This is a genomic window from Haemophilus pittmaniae, from assembly GCF_900186995.1.
Lineage (GTDB): Bacteria > Pseudomonadota > Gammaproteobacteria > Enterobacterales > Pasteurellaceae > Haemophilus_D > Haemophilus_D pittmaniae.
On record NZ_LT906463.1, the window covers coordinates 1,526,138 to 1,545,248 of the forward strand.

Genomic DNA, 19,111 nt, shown 5'->3' on the forward strand with positions numbered 1-19,111 from the left:
TTATTTTCAGTTTGCTTTATTGGTTGGTTATGAATTACTTTTTTACTTTTTTACTACAAGCTTTACTCCCTTTTAGCCTACTACTCGGTATCTATCAAAATAAACATTATCCGATAAGTGCCAAAAAAGTGATTTGGCTTAGCCTTTTTGCCTTTATTGGTGGTCTCTTATTCCGTTTAAACCTACCGGCTGGGCAACAAGTTCAATTGGTGGGTAGCAGTGTATTCTTGGTTTTATTAGTTATTTTCGGCTTTTTTATGCTCTTTGCCCGCGGTCGATTTAGTGCATTTTGGCAGGTGATATTAATGTTTATCGCTGCTACCTTTTGGGCAAAGGATCCTAATATTTCCGCATTAATTTCAAACGATATCATTAATACTGATACGATTTTGCAATTAAGTGCGGTAGTTTTTGCTTTTATGTTTTGTTTGTGCCTACAGGGTTGGCTTTATTTATTATGTGGACAAGCAGAACAAAGCCAAATGAAATCGGTTCGTCTATTTTATGGATTGTTTGGCTTACTATTAATTTATCTGCTGTTACCTTTGCTTGGCGAAGTATTACTAAGCTTTATGAAGCTACAGGTTTTAGAACTCACTAAATTACGTTTAAGTTTGGTTGCTAAATCTGCTGAGCTTACTTTCCGTACTAATTATTTTGTAGCCTTATTGTTAGGGCTTAGTCTGTTGTTATTTTATTCAAAAATCCATTTGTTACGTAAAAAACAATTACAGGCTAGCGATGATGCTATCGATAAACGGAAAAAAATGGCCGCTTTACGAAATTCCGGACGGATTTTAGGATGGGGATTATTGGCTACATTAACTGTCTTGAGTGTGCAACTGTATTGGCAAGAAGTCGCGTCCAAACCGCCACAATTATCCGAAGCTATGGCGGTAAATTTAGATGATAAACAACAAATTCATATCCCGATTGAACAGGTAAAAGACGGTAAATTACATCGTTTTGTTTGGATTGCTGATGATGGAAAAGCAGTTCGCTTTTTTGTAATTAATCGTCAAGCCGATAAATTAAGCCTGGCGGTGGTCTTTGATGCCTGTTTGCTGTGTGGCGACCAAGGCTATGTAATGCAGGATAACCAGGTTATCTGCGTTGGTTGCGGAGTACATATGTTTATTCCGTCTATTGGTAAACCTGGCGGCTGTAATCCTGTGCCGATTGAAGATTGGCAGCAAACTGAAAGTGAAATTTTAATTAATCGTTCGAATTTAGAAGAGGGCTTAAATTTATTTAGCACCATTGTAGAAATCGAGGTCAAGGATCCAATTAGTGGTGCCAAAATGAAAAATACTCATACCGAACATAAGTACAGCTATGAAGGTAGAACGTATTTCTTTGAAAATGAGAAAAATCTGGATTTATTCCGTGATGATCCTGAAAAATATTTAGGTAAGGAGGAATAATGCTGGCAAGAATGTTGTTTCAGTCTTGGCGCTTTAGTATTAAGCGTAAGTTACTCGCCGTCATCACTATTTTCCTTGCTGCAGGGTTAGTTTCCGCATTGTTGGCGGTTTCGATTGATATCGGCGATAAAATGGCCAAGGAGTTAAAATCCTATGGTGCCAATATTTTAGTCGAGCCTGCCAGCAATGCCGCATTGCCGGATGAGCTCAGCCATAATGTCGATTTAAGTAGCCAAGATTTCTTGGATGAGAAAGAACTGCCAAATATTAAAGATATTTTCTGGCGAAATAACATTGTGGGATTTGCTCCGTTATTAAGTGCAGATGTGAAAGCAGAGATCGCCGCTACAAAAGAGGGTTCTCAAAAAACGGCGGTTGAACAGATTAATATTCTCGGCACGTTTTTTGATCATCATATTCCCGTACCGGATGAAGATGATTACCATACAGGCCAAAAAATCATTAGCCCGTATTGGCATGTACAAGGTGAATGGGTTGATGATCTGGAAACACCGGAAGGTGAATTTATTCCAGCACTGATTGGTGAACAATTAGCTCAACGAACCGGTTTAAAACAAGGCGATCACATTCGTCTTCATTACCAAAATAATGAGCTTGATAATCAAACGGCGGTAGAAATTAAAGGTGTGTTATCCACCGGTGGTACGGAAGATAATCAATTGGTTATGCCGTTGAGTGCAGTACAAAAGCTACTAGGATTGGAAGGCAAAATTCAATCTTTCAAAGTTTCTGCTCTGACAGTACCGGAAAACGATCTTTCCCGTAAGGCTCGAGCTAATACGGATGCCTTGGATGCGGAAGAGTACGACCGTTGGTATTGTACAGCTTATGTTTCTTCCATTTCTCATCAATTAGAAGAAGCAATTTCCGGAGCTATCGTGCGTCCAATTTGGCAGGTCGCCGCATCAGAAGGCGTGGTCATCGGGAAAATTCAGTTGTTGCTTGCAGTGGTGACTCTGGCGGCTCTAATTGCTGCAGCCATGGGTATTGCTTCATTGATGAGTACGGGAATTATCGAACGCTCAAAAGAAATTGGCTTAATGAAAGCCTTAGGCGCATACCAATGGCAAATTGCTTTATTATTCTATTGTGAAGCGATTATCAGTGCGTTAATCGGCGGTTTGCTCGGCTGTATCGCTGGATGGGGATTGGCCCGATTTATTGGTGCAGCTCTATTTGGGGTACCACTTAGTTTTGCATGGATTGTAGTTCCTTGTGTATTGGTACTTTCCATTCTGATTGCCTTAGTGGGCACTTGGTTCCCAGCCCATCGTATTGCCAAACTTTACCCTGTGGAGGTGCTGTATGGCCGCCAATAAAAGTATGTTTTGGCGTTTAATCTTCCAAGCATTACGCCTACGTTTACAACGGGTATTTATTATCTTCTCTGCGTTGACTGTCGGTGCGTCTATTGTGACCGCAATGGCAGCAGTATATTTTGATATTAATACCAAAATGAGCCAAGAGCTCCGTACTTTTGGGGCAAACTTTTACATTGGTGCGGCCAATGGTGGTTTGATGAAAGAGCGCCAATTAAAGCAAATTCTTCATCATGCACCGGATAATTTCATCACAGCAGCCAGCCCTTATTTATATGGCGTAGCGCGAAGTGATTTAGAAAAAATCGTTATTATGGGCGTGTGGTTTGAAGATATGCATGTTCTCGCGCCTTATTGGCAAATTACCGGGTCAGCTATTAATGTCAATTTTGACGATCGTAATGCCATGATTGGCAAAACTTTAGCTGAACGCCTTAATTTAGGCGTTGGAAGTAAATTAAAGCTTTCTAAAAATTCTGTTGAAAAACATGAATTCACAATTAAAGCGATAGTTGAGGCAGGCGATGCCACAGACAATATGTTAATCGTTAGCTTAGAATTTGCACAAAGTTGGTTAGATAAAGAAGGATTGGCAAACAATGCCTTGCTCAATGTGAAAAATGAACAAGGTAACGTCGCACAATTTGCGCAGGATATTATGCAACGCCAACCCGATCTAACCGCCCGCCCAATTCGAAAAGTCTCAGCGTCTGAAGGGCAGATTTTAGATAAAATCAAAGGATTGATGGGCTTAATTTCATTAGTCATTTTGATTCTCGCCACCCTTTGTGTGAATACCACATTGATTGCTATTGTTGGTGAGCGAGCAAAAGAATTTGCACTGCAAAAAGCCTTAGGTGCAAAACAAAGTGACATCATTAAGCAAATTAGTACCGAAATTCTGATCATTGCACTCTGTGCAATTGTCGCGGGCCTGATTCTCGGCTACATCTTGGCACAATTACTTGGATTAACCGTATTCAAATCTTATATTGATATGCGTCTGCCGGTGATTCCTATTACTATTATCTTATCGTTATTGGTTGCCTTTATTGCGGTGATTGTACCAACCAAACGAGCTTTAAATATTCAAACCGCAAATGTGTTAAAAGGGGAATAAAATGAGTGAATTTGTGATTGAAACGCAACATTTATATAAACGATTCGGGCAAGTCACTGCTTTAGAAGATATTAATATTCAAATTCGCCAAGGTGAGTTTATTGCAATCATGGGAGCATCGGGTTCGGGTAAAACCACACTCATGAATATTCTGACTGGCTTAGATACCGCCAGTGAAGGTAAAGTCATTTTAGATGGCGTGGATGCTGCGCAGTTGGATGAAGTTGGTCGTCAACGTTTTCGTGCGGAAAAGATCGGGTTGGTTTTCCAACAATTTCACCTAATCCCTTATTTAACCGCGTTGGAAAATGTCATGTTGGCTCAGCACTATCACAGCGTGATCGATGAAGCTTCAGCTAAAGCGGTACTTGAACAAGTGGGATTAGGACACCGTTTTGATCACCGGCCAAGTCAATTATCCGGTGGTGAACAGCAACGGGTTTGTATTGCACGGGCGTTAGTTAATCAGCCACCGGTTATTTTTGCCGATGAACCAACCGGTAATCTTGATGAAAAAAATGAAGCCTTAGTGCTAGATTTATTGCAAGAGCTAAATCGTCAAGGTCGAACCATTGTAATGGTCACACACAATCCGGAACTCGGGGAATTAACCGATCGTATTATTTATTTACACCATGGCAAATTTGTCAAAGAGGAAGTTCATGCAAAATAAATTATTAAAACTATTCGCAATCGGTGCGATTATGTTTGGTGCGGTTTCTTGTAAAGATGAAGTCGCCACTATCGGCCACAAAGCGCCGGATCTTGCCGCCTATGATTTACAGGGGAAAGAAGTCAAATTGAGTGACTGGAAAGGCACTCGTTTACTTACTTTCTGGTCAGAAACCTGTGGTCGCTGCGTTGCCGAATTAAAAGAATTCGAAAAACTGGCAGAGGCGCATCCCAATAAGGTTCAATTGATCGCCATTAATGTCGATGGTGACAAAGTGGATACCAAGGTTGTGGTGGAGAAACGCCAACTGACCTTACCGGTAATTAAAGATCAATTAAAAATCACTGCCGAGCGTTATCAATTGGTGGGAACGCCAACCAGCTTTGTGATTGATAGTGATGGTAAAATTCAAGCCAAATACGAAGGCGCCATTCCACCGGCAGAACTGGATAAATTATTTGCAGGATAAACGATGAAAAAATCAATTTACTTTCTACTTATCGGCCTTTTCGGCATTTCCATTAGCGCGCATGCCGAAATTGATATGAGCAAAGCCGAAAAACTGTATAAACGCAGTTGCGCAACCTGTCATGGTAAACAAGCGGAAAAAGCGGCTATGGGGGAGTCTCGTCATATTAATCAGCTTGATTCCGCGACCATTAGCAAATCGCTTACCGAACGGCGTGATGGTGTCGTGGCCGGTGGAGTCGGTAATCCGGCCAAAAATCGCTTAACTGATGAGGATATCCGGGCTTTAAGCGAATATATTCCGCAGCTGAAAAGTAAATAAAATCAACGGTTTTGCTCGGAAAAAGAGTTTTTAAAGGTAACCCTAATAAAATCAATGGGTTAGCATCTATTTTAGGCAAAACTTTGTTTTTCGATGGGGCGTTTGCTCCTGCAGTATCAAATCTATTCATGCTCAATATGAGTAACTTTCGCCTTAGCGCCCCTAAATTAGGGGCGTTATTGTTGTATAATACCGCGCCTTTTAATCTAATCATTAATTTAGGAATCCAATGAAAAAGAATTTAATTACTTGCGCAATTTTGTGCGTACCTTTTGCTGCAGTGGCAGCTTCTGAAACTGAACTAGAACCAATTATCGTGCAATCTGCCTATGCAGTTCCGGTGAAAGCCACCCAAACAGCATCTTCCGTTACCGTTTTAACCGAAAAAGATTTTGCACAACGCAATGCCACTTATGTGAGCGATGTGTTGAAAACCGTGCCTGGTGTCTCAATGATTAGTTATGGCGGACGTGGAGCATTAACTAATTTCTCTATTCGTGGCTCTGAAGCGAATCACACCGCGGTAATTATTGATGGTGTAAAGGTGAATCCTGCGACAGGCTATGGCTATGATTTTGGTGGTTTATCATTAAGCAATATTGAACGTATTGAGGTATTACGCGGTGAGCAATCAGCCCTTTGGGGAAGCGATGCGATGGGCGGTGTCATTTATATCACCACCAAAAGTGGATTGTATAAAGACAAGCCTTTTAACCTAGATTTCGATTTTGGCACAGGTTCACACCGTACCCGTGATGCTTCTATTACTGTTTCAGGACGTAATGGTGGTTTCTATTATTCCGTGCATGGCGATAGTCACCGCACTCGTGGTATTTCAGCCATTAGCTCCAATACCTTCCATTACACCGCTGAAAATGGCACAGCATTTAGCACCGGTGGAGCGGTCGAAAAAGACAAATTCCACCGCGATAATAGCTCTGTTCGCTTAGGCTACGATGTAGGCGATAAAGGTATCGAAGTGTTAGCTTCACACGCTTCACAAACCGGGCATTACGATGGCTATTCCTTTAGCAATGGTCGTTTTCTTGAAATTAACCCAAACTCAGATAGCTACACCCGCACACGTGAAACCCTGTTTAAACTCAGTGGATATATCGGTAGCGATGAAGAATTATTCAAAAATAAACTCACCGTGAGCCACGTTAAAACCGATAGTGACACCACAGAAAGCAACAACAATAGCTATTATGACGGTAAAAAACTCAATGCCAGCTATCAATTAGATGTGAATTTTGATCGTGAAGGTGATGTAAAACAAGGTGTGAGCTTCTTAACGGAATATCAAAATACTCATTATGATGGCCGATCATCTTATGCTAGTTTCCAAAATAAAAAATTAACTGAAAGAAGTGTGGCTGCAGAGTATCGTTTGTTTACTGAAGCAGATCACAGTTTTACCGTAAGCGGACGTTACAACAGCAGTTCACAATATGAAAATGCCTGGACCGGGCGTATTTCGGGGAATTATCGTTTATCACCAAACTTCAAAGCCCACGCAAGTTTAGGGACTGCTATCCAAAATCCAACCATTACTGAGTTTTATGGCTGGAGTGGAAGCTTTATTGGCAACTCTGATTTAAAACCTGAACGCAGTCGTGGCGGTGATGTAGGTTTATTAATTGAAACTAATGACAAAGCGCACAGCCTAGATATCACTTACTTTGGACGTAATGTTGACCGCTTAATTAAGACCGAAACAACGGGGCTATGGCCGAATGCGGTTTCTCGTTCAGTGAATTCAGAAGGCATTACAAAAATCAAAGGCGTAGAAGTGGCATATAACGGAAAACTAACTGAAAATTTGACCGCTTACACTAACTACACCTATACGCGTGCGAAAAACAATAATGGCATTGAAGTGGCTTATCGTCCAAAACACACTGCGAATGCAGGGGTAGCCTATCAAATCACTGAAAAATGGGGTGCCGATGTGAGTCTTTCTTATGTTGGTAAACGTATCGGAACCTATCCACTGCGTACCAAAATGCCAGCTTACACCTTGGCAAACTTGGGCGTGAATTATCAAGTGATTCCAAATTTAACGATTTACGCAAACTTGAACAATATATTCGACAAAAAATATGAAAACCTTCTAGGCTATGGCCAAGATGGGCGTAATGTTTACGTTGGATTGAAAGGCTCGTTCTAATCTTGATAATGTGTGAATTGTTAGTAATTCACACACCTTTTACAGTGTGCGTGGATTTTTTAAATCCACGCATCTTGCATTTATGAGACTGATTCGTTTAATTCTAACCGCGCTTTTCCTGCCATTTATTGCTCAGGCCGAGGAACAATTCGTTTCTCTTACGCTGTGTAGTGATCGATTGCTTCGCGAACTTGCTGAACCTTCGCAAATTGCTGCGCAGTCGCCGTATTCTCGAAATCCATTGATGATGTTGGATAAGCTCAACACTGATAAACCTGAGTTAGAGCCACAATTAACGGCGTTGTTACCCTATTTGGATAAAACTATTCTGATTAACGAAACCTTTTATCCACAATTGGTAGCAGAGCTGAAAAAACTCGGTGTGAAAATTATTCCGATTAATGACAGCCCACAAACGCCCGAAGAGCTATTCGCGCTGATTCTAGAATTAGGAAAGCAACTGGGGAACGAGCAAAAGGCTGCTGATTTAGTGGCAAAATTGCGCGCACAACATTTTCAACTCAATCGACCGTTAACCGATACATTGATTTTGTCGGAAACGGGCGTGGTGGAAAGCGATTATCCTCAATATCCCGTGCTTTTGCATTTGCTTGGCTTAACACCGTTAAAAACACCACTTACAGCGCAAAATTTTTCGTTAGAAAAAGTAATTTTAAGCCAACCTAATGTGCTAATTCTGTTGACTGATAAACAAGGTTACAATGCGCAAGCCGAACTATTGCAACATCCAATGTTGCAAGATTTTTTCAAGAATCAACCGCTTATGAGCATTCCGATGAAATATACCTATTGCTTTGATCACGGAGTATGGCAAGGGGCGGAGAAGATTTATTATCAATATCATGCATCTTCACATTAGGAAATTTTAAATGAAGAAATTCATATTCATCTCATTGGTGTTTATCGGAATTTTAGCGGGGCTAATATTTTCACAATTTAACCCTATGCCCGATGAGATCTTAATCGGGGAAAAAGAGGCACAGCCACTGGTGTTAAATACCCAGCCGTTGCCTGAAAATACGCCTATTACCCGTTTGCTGGTGATCAAAAGCAAACGCCAGATGTGGGCATATAATCAAGAGACATTAGTGAAGATTTACCCGATTGCCCTCGGCGGATCGCCTATCGGACATAAGCAATTTGAGGGTGATAAGAAAACACCGGAAGGTATTTATCGCATTAATGAACGAAATCCTAATAGTGCTTATCACAAAAATTTGGGCATCTCATACCCGAATGTTGAAGACAAAGCTTATGCGCTATCTCAAGGAAAATCCCCGGGTGGATTAATTAAGATTCATGGTTTATCCAATAAATTATTTGATATTGGGCGTCAACATCTACGTAAAGATTGGACGAATGGCTGTATTGCCGTAACCAATGAAGAAATTGATGAGCTCTTCAAAGCCGTGGTGGATAATGCGGAAATTGATATTCGTCCTTAAACGCTCACAAAAATGTACTTTAAATGAAAAGATATCTTAACCCTTTACTTGGGCTACTTTTAATACTCGTTATCGCCTTGGCGCTCTATCACCAACTCGGTGATTTTACGCAGCTTAAAAATGCAGATGGTGTGCTTACGGATATGCGTTCGATGGTACTGTGGGATATTCGTTTTCCGCGTATTGGTTTGGCCTTATTGACCGGGGCGAGTCTGGCAATTGCCGGTAATGCGATGCAGGGCATTTTTCAAAATCCGTTAGCCAGCCCTGGATTACTCGGTAGTAGTGCGGGTGCTACGGCAGCCAGCGTGTTTATTCTCTATTATTTCGCCGTACCGTTTTCGTTGTTGTTAGTGGGCGGAGTATGCGGGGCTTTAGTGAGTTTTTTGCTAGTGTATTTAATTGCCAAAAATTACGGCACTACGATGATGATTCTAAGCGGTTTGGCTGTAAATATGCTATTGGGTGCAGCAATTGCCTTGTTACTGTCTAATGCGCAAAGTCCTTGGGCATTGGCGGAGCTATATCGCTGGCTGCAGGGTTCATTGATGTGGGCTAGATTGGATACCTTATTGATGTCCTTACCCATTGCGTTGGTGGGACTCCTTTGTCTTTATAGCCAGCGTCGTTATTTAGATTTGCTGACCTTTGGCGAAGAAACGGCGGGCACTATGGGTGTTGATCCGAAACGTGGCTTCTTTATTACGACTCTTGGCGCTGCATTATTGGTGGGGGCAACTGTACCGCAAACCGGTAGTATCGGTTTTATTGGACTCATTGCACCGCATATAGCGCGTATTGTATTGAAAGTACGTCCTTCACAGCTTTATCTTAGCAGCGCCTTAATTGGTGCTTTATTACTGTTATTGGCCGATTTGGCAGTGCTCTATATTCCACTGTTCTCGCATATTTATATCGGCACATTGACCGCCATTATCGGTGCGCCTTGCCTGATTTGGATTTTATTAACAGAACAGCGCAAATTAGCGGCTTAGCCTGGAGCACAGAAAATAAGATGATTGAAATCAAACAATTAAGCCGACCTTACGGACTCCAAGAAATAAGCTGCCAAATCCCACAAGGCAAATTGATCGGCATTATGGGAGGTAATGGTGCCGGCAAATCCACCTTATTGAAAAGCTTGGCTGGTATTTTGCCGCCAACCTCAGGGGAGATTTATTATGCAGGACGTCCGTTGAGTACGATGAATGCTGCAGAGCGTAATCAACAAATCGCCTATTTAGCGCAGGATAGTCAAATTCACTGGGATCTGGATGTGCAAGAGGTGATTTCCCTGGGATTAACGCAAGCGCTGCCGGCAGCTAAAGCACAGGCGGAAATCATCGGTATCGCCCAGCAATTTTCCCTAGCGTCCTTATTACATAAACCTTTCCGTCAATTATCGGGCGGTGAAAAGGCGCGCGTACAATTAGCGCGTTGCTGTATTAAAAAAGCACCTTGGTTACTTGCCGATGAACCTATTGCGGCACTCGATCCCTATTATCAATTGGATATTTTAACCCGGCTGAAGTCACTCACGCCGCAGCAAAGCTGTATTATTGCCATTCATCATTTGGAATTGGCTTATCGTTTTTGTGATGAGATCATTTTATTGCAGAAAGGTCATTTGCTGGCAGCTGGTTCGACGGAGGCGGTATTAACTGCTGAAAACTTGGCTCAAGCGTTTGGCATTCGGGCGCAGATTGATCCACTGCATCGTCAAATCAGCCATATTGAAAAATGTGATAAGGGAGAACGCCCCTTAGAAAATCAAAGTTTTTCTTAAAATCAATCGTAAGTCATTGATTTTATTAGGGATGAATAAAAAACCGCCATTTCGGCGGTTTTTTATCAGATTACATTTTCTCAACGGTTTTAATACCGAGTAAATCCAAGCCCTGTTTTAAGGTACGTTGAGTGAGTAAAGCCAGTTTTAAGCGGCTTGCTTTGACTTCATCGGTTGCATTGAGAATTGGGCAATGCTCATAGAAGGAAGAGAATGCGCCGGCTAATTCATATAAATAGCCACATAGAATATGCGGAGCACCTTCTTTAGCAACACCACTCACCGCTTCTTCAAATTGCAATAATTTCACCGCTAAAGCACGTTCTTTATCATCGTTTAACAAAATTGGTGCTTCGGCAAGGCTATTCAGATCCACATCAGCTTTAGTGAAAATGGAGTGGATACGGGTGTAGGCATATTGCATATAAGGCGCAGTATTGCCTTCAAAGCTCAGCATATTGTCCCAATCGAAGACATAATCGGTGGTGCGGTTTTTCGATAAATCGGCATATTTCACAGCTCCGATACCCACCGCATCAATTACACGGGCTTTTTCTTCATCGCTTAAGTCGGCATTTTTCTCATTAATTAAGACACCGGCACGTTCAACGGCTTCGTCTAAGAGATCAGCTAATTTTACGGTGCCACCACTACGGGTTTTAAACGGTTTTCCATCTTTGCCGAGCATCATGCCGAAGTTTTTATGTTCTAAGGAGAAGTCATCCGGCACATAACCTGCTTTACGGGTGATCAACCAAGCTTGTTGCATATGTTGGCTTTGGCGGCTGTCGGAGAAGACTAATGCACGATCAGCGTTCAGAGTTTCAAAACGGTATTTTGCAGCAGCGATATCGGTGGTGGTGTAGAGGAAACCTCCATCTTTTTTCTGCACGATTACGCCCATTGGATTGCCTTCTTTATTTTGGAATTCATCTAAATAAACCACTAAGGCACCATCATCTTCAACGGCCAGTCCCTGCGCTTTTAAATCAGCCACGATTCCAGGCAACATTGGATTGTATAGGCTTTCGCCCATCACATCTTTATCAGTCAGGGTGACATTGAGACGATCATAGTTTCGTTGGTTTTGTTGCATGGTGATATCCACCAATTTTTTCCACATGGCACGGCAATATTCATCACCACCTTGCAATTTCACCACATAATTACGCGCTTTTTCGGCAAACGCCGGATCTTCGTCATAATGTTTTTTGGCTTCACGATAGAATGCTTCTAAGTCCTGCAATTCCATTTCGCTGGCGTGTTCGTTTTGCATTTTTTCCAAATAGGCAATCAACATGCCGAATTGGGTTCCCCAGTCACCCACATGGTTGGCGCGGATCACTTTATTGCCTAGGAATTCCAAAGTACGAGCTACCGCATCGCCGATAATGGTTGAACGCAAATGGCCGACGTGCATTTCTTTTGCTACATTCGGAGAAGAGTAGTCAATGACTACTGTTTGCGGATGAGTATTGAAGATGCCTAAATGGGAATCTTTAAGGGCTAATTCGGCTTCAGCCGCAAGCCAGTTAGGATTTAAAAAGATGTTGATAAAGCCGGGGCCGGCAATTTCGGTTTTTTCGGTAATGTCGTCAAGTTTAGTGTGTTCTAAGACGCTTTGCGCAAATTCACGTGGGTTTTTGCCCAATTTTTTGGCGGCTGCCATAATACCGTTGGCCTGATAATCGCCGAATTGCGGTTTGCCGGATTGACGCACTAGAGGATCTACATCTTTAGGGGCTCCGGCCGCAATCATGGCCTGTTGGATTCTATCGGCTAAAATGGATTGAATATTCACTGTTTTTCCTACTGACTAAATAGATTGATTTCGGGTGACAAAAATAGGCGGCTATGATACTTTCTTTTGCCTTTTTTCGCAAAGCAGGAGAGTTGAAAATGCCGCAAAATACCGAAAATCTTTCTCTTTTTTTAACCCCATTGGCCGAATTTGAAGAGAAAGTTTTACAGCTGGCGCAAACCATGGGGGTGAATTTGGCTGATTATCAAATTGACCACTTGGCATTGCGGGCAAACAGTACGGAAAAAGCGAAAAATTGGCTGACAGCACTGACAAAGTACGGTAGAATCCTGAGCGATAATATCGTTAATGGGCGGCCTATCTATATTGTTCAGTTGGATAAACCGCTTCAATTTGCCGCACAAGCGGTGGATATTATTGAGTTACCCTTTCCCAAAGATAAGCAATATCCTCAAGAAACTTGGGAGCATATCGAGATTGTGATGCCGTTTTTAGCCAATGAGTCGACGGAACAATGGATAAATCGGATTAACAATCTTTTTTTGTGGAAGGATTTACATCAATTAACCGTAAAAGTTAGCGAACCTAAGGTGGCTGGCGAACGCCTGCCGAATCCGTCGATTGCAGTCGGTTTTGCCGATAAAACAATAAATCACACCTGCATAAAGGTTCACCCCTATACTCTAAAGAAAATACTCGAGGTTTAGCACAATGAAAAAATTAGCATTGGCAATGGCCGTGTTAGCCGGTTTAAGCTTGTCTGCCTGTTCTTCCAATAACCAGCAACAAAATGGCAACGCTTACAAAGGTCAAGTTCTTTTCAGCCAATATCAAGGCGAAAACTTGGAATTAACTATTCGTAAAAATAACTGTTCTTTCAAACCAGAAGGTGAACTTGAACAAGTGGTTGTTCCTTACGACTCAACTTTGGTGGTTGGTGCTTGTGTGAAAGTATCCGACGACGGTAAAGGTGTGAAAAACATTTCTACTTGGTCACCAAGAAATCCTATCTAATATCCTTATTTAGAGGTTAGTTCGTTATGAAAAAAATGACAGTAGCATTGGCGCTTTTAGTAGCTTTGGGTGTAACCGGCTGTGCCAATACCGACGTTTTTAGCGGCGACGTATATACTGCAGATCAGGCGAAAGAAGCCCGTTCTATTAGCTATGGTACAATTTTATCGGTTCGTCCGGTGAAAATCCAAGCGGATAACCCGGGTGTCATCGGTACTATCGGTGGCGGTGCATTGGGCGGTATCGCTGGTAGCACCGTTGGTGGTGGTACTGGTCAGGCATTGGCAACAGCCGTTGGTGCAATTGCCGGTGCGGTTGTAGGTAGCAAGGTAGAAGAAAAAGCCAGCCAAGTAAATGCGGCCGAACTAGTTATTCGTAAGGATAACGGTAAACAAATTGTGGTGGTGCAAAAAGCCGATCCGAATTTTGTTGCTGGTCGTCGAGTTAGAATCGTTGGCGGTTCTTCCTTGAACGTTTCCGTTCTGTAACTAACTTTATTCAAATTAAGCGGGCTTAGAAGCCCGCTTTTTTTATTTATTTGGGTGGCGATTGGCTTTATTCAATAAAAAATCTTTTTTAACCGAATGTTAATAAAATCAATAGGTTATACTTTGTTTTTGGAAAAATTTTGATTTTTGATAGGGCGTTTAAAGCAAAAATCCACTCTGCAAGATAACTTGCGGAGTGGATTAAAAAAGAGGTGAGTTGGTCGATAAGCCGAGTTCTGTCGTGGACAATCATTCATCTAGGCGACGAATTGCTTCGCCGCTCAAGCAACCTACCCGAATCCTGGGCGGGCCACCCATTGGATCCCTATTTGGTCTTGCTACGAGTGGAGTTTACCCTGCTGCACACTGTTACCAGCGGCACGGTGCGCTCTTACCGCACCCTTTCACCCTTACCGCTTACGCGGCGGTCTGCTCTCTGTTGCACTGGTCGTAGGCTCGCGCCCCCCGGACGTTATCCGGCACTCTGCCCTTTGTAGCTCGGACTTTCCTCCCGTCTATTTGTCCCGCTTTTTTTCGTGTTGCCACGATAAGGGCTTCAATAAACCGGCGATTGCCTAACCAACTCGGCGCGCAGTATAGGGAGAAAGGAGACTGAGGTCAATAAGATTTCTTTTTTGCAGCCTTTTCCGCTAGAATGAGCGCCGATTTGAGCGGTAGAAATGGCTTTGTGCAGCAGCCTGAGCCAAACATGACGAACTTTGCAGGAGACGCAATGGATTACTTACAAATTGCCCGAAATTCTTTAGCGGTAGAGCAGACCGCATTGTCCCAGCTGGGGGCGCGTTTAGATGATGAATTTTGCCGTGTCGTTGAATTGATTTTGCACTGCAAAGGCCGCTTAGTGATTGGCGGAATTGGCAAATCAGGATTGATTGGTAAGAAAATGGTGGCGACCTTTGCCTCAACCGGCACGCCAAGTTTTTTCTTGCATCCGACAGAGGCTTTTCACGGCGATTTAGGTATGCTTAAAGCGGTGGATGTGGTGATGCTGATTTCCTACAGTGGGGAAACCGATGATGTAAATAAACTAATCCCGAGCTTAAAAAATTTCGGTAATAAAATTATCGCGTTAACCGCAAATCCGCAATCTACCTTGGCTACCCATGCCGATTATGTGCTGAATATTGCAGTAGAGCGGGAAGTGTGTCCGAATAATTTGGCCCCAACGACTTCTGCTTTGGTGACCTTGGCATTGGGAGATGCTTTGGCGGTTGCCTTAATTACCGCACGTGATTTCAAACCGGCGGATTTCGCCAAATTCCATCCAGGTGGCAGTCTTGGTCGTCGTTTATTAACTCGTGTGAAAGATCAAATGCAAAGTCGTTTACCGGTTAGTGCATTAACTACACCGTTTACCGATTGTTTAAGCATTATGAACGAAGGGCGGATGGGCTTGACCTTAGTAATGGAAAATCACAAATTGATGGGCATTATTACCGATGGCGATATTCGTCGCGCTTTGACGGCTAACGGAGCTGCTACGTTACAAAAATGCGCCCGCGACTTGATGACCTCCAAACCAAAAACTATCAATCAGGACGCCTTCATCGGCGAAGCGGAAGATTTAATGAAACAGTTAAAAATTCACTCATTGGTTGTGGTAAACGATGCGGATGATGTTGTCGGATTAATTGAATTTGCGAGTTAATATGAATTTAGAAACGAAATTACAACAGATCAAATTGGTAATTTGTGATGTCGACGGTGTGCTGACGGACGGTTTATTGCATTATGATGCGCAAGGCGAAGCGATTAAATCCTTTCATGTGCGCGATGGCCTTGGCATTAAGATGCTGATGGATGCAGGTATTCAGGTGGCAATTTTATCGGGACGTGATTCTGCAGTGTTGCGTAAACGTATCGATGATTTAAAAATCCCTTTGTTCTTTTTAGGTAAATTAGAAAAGGAAAGTGCCTGTTTTGAGTTGATGCATTTGGCCGGCGTGCAGCCCGAACAAACAGCCTATATTGGTGACGACAGTGTTGATTTGCCGGCTTTTGCAGTATGTGGTTTATCTTTTGCTGTGGCTGATGCTGCCGATTATGTGCAATCTCAAGCTGATTATGTCTTAAAACTAGGTGGTGGCCGTGGAGCAGTTCGGGAAATGTCGGATATGATTTTAAAAGCTCAGGGCAAAGATGCAGTGTATCGCTCGGCGCAGGGCTTTTTACATTCCGTGACTAATATGGGGCAATAGTTTTTCTGCAATAAAAAAACGCGCTTTATCTAAAGCGCGTTTTTTATTACCGGAAATTAATCGCGGCTAGAGAAGATGGAAAGCAATCTTAATAAGCTCAAGAAGAGGTTATAGATTGACACGTAAATACTGACGGTTGCGCGAATGTAGTTGGTTTCGCCACCATGAATGATATTGCTGGTTTCATACAAAATAGTCATGGTTGAGAAAATAACGAACAACGCACTAATACCTACTGCTAATGCCGGAATTTGGAAGAAGAAGCTGGCAACGATACCTAATAACAACACGATGAATAGGGCGAAAATCGCACTGCCTAAGAAGGACATATCCTTTTTCGTAGTAATTACATAGGCTGAGCAAGCAAAGAAGACGATTGCTGTGCCGGCGAAAGATAACATAATCAAATCTTCCATACCACGGGCAACATACATATTAAGGATTGGCCCAATGGTATAACCTAAGAAACCGGTAAAGGCGAAGGCGGACAAGATCCCCCAAGCGCTATTGGCTAATGCATTGGTTAAGAACAGTAAACCGTAAAAACCAACCAGTAACACGATAAGATTTGGATAAGGCAGATCTAGCGCCATGGAAAGATAGGCGACGACAGCCGAAAAAGCCATTGTTAATCCCAGCAAGAAGTAGGTATTGCGTAACACCTTGTGGGTGCTTAGCAAGGAAGCTTCTTGAGATTCAACAATAAGACGAGATTGCATAAATGCTCCTTATTTATAATGAGTAAAATAACTCTGGTAAAGTAATGGCAGTAGCTTAAAAAGTCAATGGCCAGCGGTGGATTTATTGTCGGGAAATCAATTGTTTCCATGCTAAAAGCGATAAATTCTTATTTACATCAAAAGTCAATTCGCTATACTAGCCCGCACTCGGAGGAATGGTCGAGAGGCTGAAGGCACCGGTTTCGAAAACCGGCGAAGGGGCAACCCTTCCGAGGGTTCGAATCCCTCTTCCTCCGCCAATTCTCTCAACCGTGGCAAGCCCGCGGTTTTTTCTTCATTTTTAATCGCCCTGTGTCTCGGGCCTGTTAGTTCGCTAATGGAGATTTATGACCTGGCAAACCGAACTCAATTCTAGTTTTGCATGGCTTTTGCAAGCCTTTGCTTGGATTATTCTAGGCTTTTTTATCACTATCGGACTTTTTAGTCGCACTGAATTCGGGCGTAAATTTGCTCGAATTGTGCGCCCTTCCTTGCATCGCGGCAATATTCTAAAATTTGGTGGTTTATTATTGCTACTGATTATGATGGTGCTGTTAGAAGTTCGTTTTAGCGTGTTAAACAGCTTCTTCTACAATGGGTTATACAGTTCAATGCAAGAGCTGGATGCCGATAAATTCTGGTTTTTTGCCAAGCTGAATGCACTGTTGGTGGGAGTTCAGGTGTTGCATACCATTGTCGATTACTTTTTGCAGCAATTATTCCAAATACGCTGGTTGGAAAGCCTGAATGCGGTGTTGGTACAACGTTGGTTAGAAAACAAAAAATATTATCGGCTGAAATATGAAAGAGAATTGCCCGATAATATCGATCAACGGATTGAGCAAGATGCCCGCGAATTTATCGCCAGCACCGTACAAATTGTGCGCGGCATGATTAATGCGATTCTCACTACAATTGAATTCACTATTATTTTATGGTCGCTATCCGGTGTACTGAGCCTATTCGGATTGAATATAGAAAAGGGCGTAGTGTTCTTTATTTATGCCTTTATTATTTTCGCAACGCTGATGTCAGTATGGATTGGTCATCCGTTAATCAAACTAAATTTCAACAAGGAAAAACTTAACGGTGACTACCGTTATTCGTTAATTCGGGTGCGTGATAATGCAGAAAGTATTGCTTTTTACCAAGGAGAACCTCGTGAAGGGCAGCTGTTGCAGCAGAAGTTTCGTGACATTATCCATAACCGTTGGGCTATTGTGTTGCGGATGCTTGGATTGGATGGCTTTAACGGTGGGGTAACCCGCGTGGCGAAGCTGTTACCATTGATGCTACAGGCACCGCGCTTCTTTAGCGGGCAAATTAAATTGGGCGATATGCACCAAACGGTGCAGGCCTTTAATCGCTTAATGACTGCCTTGTCCTTTTTCCGTTTGTTTTATGAGGAGTTTACCCTCTATCAAGCTCGTCTTAATCGTTTGCATGGTTTCTTAAGTAAATTGGACGAATTGGATGCGAATGCGGTGACTCAACCAAGTAAATGTGCCCACCGAGTGGCGTTGCATGACTTTGGCGTGAAAGATGAGCAAGGCGCGATTCTGCTCAATAATATTAATCTCACCTTAGAAGCCGGGGATGCGTTGTTAATTCAAGGGCCATCCGGAACGGGCAAAACAACGTTATTAAAAGCAATTGCCGGCATTTATCCGTTTGAAACCTTAGGATTGGCGGAGCATCCTTGTAGTGGCACCTTGTTTTTACCGCAACGGCCTTATATGCCACAAGGTACGTTGCGTGATGCCATTTGTTATCCGGCGTTAAATCCATCGCATCAAGAATTAGTGCAAGCGATGCGCGATTGTTGTTTAGAAAAATATTTACCGGCACTTCATGATGAAAATGATTGGCAGGCTATTTTGTCTCCGGGAGAATTACAACGGGTGGCATTTATCCGTATTCTGTTAAGTCGCCCAGAAGTTGTCTTTTTGGATGAAACAACTTCGGCCTTGGATGAACCAACTGAGCAACTGCTATACCAAACCATCAAAGCACGCTTGCCACAGATGATTATTTTAAGCGTAGGACATCGTAGCACGCTTTATCCGTTCCATAATAAACGGTTGGATTTGGCTGTTTGTCGTTTGTAATCCTCAGCAAAATGTGACATCCAAACGCTACC

The 19,111-nt window shown here is 42.6% G+C and carries 19 protein-coding genes, 1 tRNA gene and 1 other RNA gene; 18 read left to right on the forward strand and 3 right to left on the reverse strand.

Going from position 1 to position 19,111, the window contains the following annotated elements; genetic code table 11:
• The first annotated feature begins 29 nt into the window (after nt 1–29).
• The 11 genes from CKV74_RS07420 to CKV74_RS07470 all read left to right on the forward strand — a co-directional run bounded on the left by CKV74_RS07420 (nt 30) and on the right by CKV74_RS07470 (nt 10,769).
• Nucleotides 30–1,424 (forward strand): Fe-S-containing protein, encoded by a 1,395-nt coding sequence (locus CKV74_RS07420; protein WP_095177149.1) that lies wholly within the window; start codon nt 30–32, stop codon nt 1,422–1,424.
• Nucleotides 1,424–2,764 carry an ABC transporter permease gene (locus CKV74_RS07425; protein ID WP_007241477.1) on the forward strand — a complete coding sequence of 447 codons (1,341 nt, stop codon included), beginning with the start codon at nt 1,424–1,426 and terminating at the stop codon, nt 2,762–2,764. Before CKV74_RS07420 ends, CKV74_RS07425 begins: the two co-directional genes overlap by 1 nt.
• On the forward strand, nt 2,751–3,884 hold the full coding sequence (locus CKV74_RS07430; protein ID WP_007241461.1) for an ABC transporter permease: 1,134 nt from the start codon (nt 2,751–2,753) through the stop codon (nt 3,882–3,884). Before CKV74_RS07425 ends, CKV74_RS07430 begins: the two co-directional genes overlap by 14 nt.
• A gap of 1 nt (nt 3,885) precedes the next feature.
• Nucleotides 3,886–4,557 carry an ABC transporter ATP-binding protein gene (locus CKV74_RS07435; RefSeq protein ID WP_095176956.1) on the forward strand — a complete coding sequence of 224 codons (672 nt, stop codon included), beginning with the start codon at nt 3,886–3,888 and terminating at the stop codon, nt 4,555–4,557.
• A complete protein-coding gene (locus CKV74_RS07440; RefSeq protein WP_007241457.1) occupies nt 4,547–5,026 on the forward strand; it encodes a TlpA family protein disulfide reductase in 480 nt (159 codons plus the stop codon). Before CKV74_RS07435 ends, CKV74_RS07440 begins: the two co-directional genes overlap by 11 nt.
• 3 nt (nt 5,027–5,029) lie before the next feature.
• Nucleotides 5,030–5,347, forward strand: coding sequence for a c-type cytochrome (locus CKV74_RS07445; protein ID WP_007241440.1), 318 nt, complete (start codon nt 5,030–5,032; stop codon nt 5,345–5,347).
• Between the two features lie 229 nt (nt 5,348–5,576).
• Nucleotides 5,577–7,517, forward strand: a complete 1,941-nt coding sequence (locus tag CKV74_RS07450; protein WP_095176957.1) for a TonB-dependent receptor plug domain-containing protein — start codon at nt 5,577–5,579, stop codon at nt 7,515–7,517.
• 82 nt (nt 7,518–7,599) lie between these two features.
• Nucleotides 7,600–8,397, forward strand: a complete 798-nt coding sequence (locus CKV74_RS07455) for a TroA family protein (protein ID WP_007241437.1) — start codon at nt 7,600–7,602, stop codon at nt 8,395–8,397.
• Nucleotides 8,398–8,407: 10 nt separating this feature from the next.
• Complete coding sequence (locus tag CKV74_RS07460; protein WP_007241439.1) at nt 8,408–8,983, forward strand: L,D-transpeptidase family protein; 576 nt, start codon at nt 8,408–8,410, stop codon at nt 8,981–8,983.
• A gap of 23 nt (nt 8,984–9,006) precedes the next feature.
• Nucleotides 9,007–9,978, forward strand: coding sequence for a FecCD family ABC transporter permease (locus tag CKV74_RS07465; protein WP_039847713.1), 972 nt, complete (start codon nt 9,007–9,009; stop codon nt 9,976–9,978).
• A gap of 20 nt (nt 9,979–9,998) precedes the next feature.
• Nucleotides 9,999–10,769, forward strand: a complete 771-nt coding sequence (locus tag CKV74_RS07470; RefSeq protein WP_007241458.1) for an ABC transporter ATP-binding protein — start codon at nt 9,999–10,001, stop codon at nt 10,767–10,769.
• A gap of 70 nt (nt 10,770–10,839) precedes the next feature.
• Here the strand turns inward: CKV74_RS07470 and argS are convergent, their stop codons facing one another.
• Nucleotides 10,840–12,570 (reverse strand): arginine--tRNA ligase, encoded by a 1,731-nt coding sequence (gene argS, locus CKV74_RS07475; protein ID WP_095176958.1) that lies wholly within the window; start codon nt 12,568–12,570, stop codon nt 10,840–10,842.
• A gap of 98 nt (nt 12,571–12,668) precedes the next feature.
• On the opposite strand from argS, the gene CKV74_RS07480 reads away from it, so the two are divergent.
• Genes CKV74_RS07480 through CKV74_RS07490 form a run of 3 tightly spaced genes read left to right on the forward strand, consistent with a single transcriptional unit; the run spans nt 12,669 to nt 14,033 of the window.
• Complete coding sequence (locus CKV74_RS07480) at nt 12,669–13,238, forward strand: VOC family protein (RefSeq protein ID WP_095177150.1); 570 nt, start codon at nt 12,669–12,671, stop codon at nt 13,236–13,238.
• A 4-nt stretch (nt 13,239–13,242) separates the two neighbouring features.
• Nucleotides 13,243–13,545 carry a hypothetical protein gene (locus tag CKV74_RS07485; RefSeq protein ID WP_007241452.1) on the forward strand — a complete coding sequence of 101 codons (303 nt, stop codon included), beginning with the start codon at nt 13,243–13,245 and terminating at the stop codon, nt 13,543–13,545.
• Nucleotides 13,546–13,571: 26 nt separating this feature from the next.
• A complete protein-coding gene (locus tag CKV74_RS07490; RefSeq protein ID WP_007241414.1) occupies nt 13,572–14,033 on the forward strand; it encodes an outer membrane lipoprotein in 462 nt (153 codons plus the stop codon).
• Between the two features lie 209 nt (nt 14,034–14,242).
• Here CKV74_RS07490 and rnpB read toward each other — a convergent pair.
• An RNA gene (gene rnpB, locus CKV74_RS07495) (RNase P RNA component class A) lies at nt 14,243–14,620 on the reverse strand.
• 146 nt (nt 14,621–14,766) lie between these two features.
• Here rnpB and CKV74_RS07500 point away from each other — a divergent pair.
• Both CKV74_RS07500 and CKV74_RS07505 read left to right on the forward strand, forming a co-directional pair.
• Nucleotides 14,767–15,702 (forward strand): KpsF/GutQ family sugar-phosphate isomerase, encoded by a 936-nt coding sequence (locus CKV74_RS07500; protein ID WP_095176959.1) that lies wholly within the window; start codon nt 14,767–14,769, stop codon nt 15,700–15,702.
• Nucleotide 15,703: 1 nt separating this feature from the next.
• Nucleotides 15,704–16,252: a KdsC family phosphatase gene (locus CKV74_RS07505; RefSeq protein WP_007241415.1), complete on the forward strand. Its 549-nt coding sequence runs from the start codon at nt 15,704–15,706 to the stop codon at nt 16,250–16,252.
• 56 nt (nt 16,253–16,308) lie between these two features.
• Here CKV74_RS07505 and CKV74_RS07510 read toward each other — a convergent pair whose 3' ends face one another.
• Nucleotides 16,309–16,971 (reverse strand): Bax inhibitor-1/YccA family protein, encoded by a 663-nt coding sequence (locus CKV74_RS07510; protein ID WP_007241425.1) that lies wholly within the window; start codon nt 16,969–16,971, stop codon nt 16,309–16,311.
• A 170-nt stretch (nt 16,972–17,141) separates the two neighbouring features.
• Here CKV74_RS07510 and CKV74_RS07515 point away from each other — a divergent pair.
• Nucleotides 17,142–17,231: transfer RNA gene (locus CKV74_RS07515), tRNA-Ser, on the forward strand.
• An 87-nt stretch (nt 17,232–17,318) separates the two neighbouring features.
• Complete coding sequence (locus CKV74_RS07520) at nt 17,319–19,079, forward strand: ABC transporter ATP-binding protein/permease (RefSeq protein WP_095176960.1); 1,761 nt, start codon at nt 17,319–17,321, stop codon at nt 19,077–19,079.
• Nucleotides 19,080–19,111 lie beyond the last annotated feature (32 nt).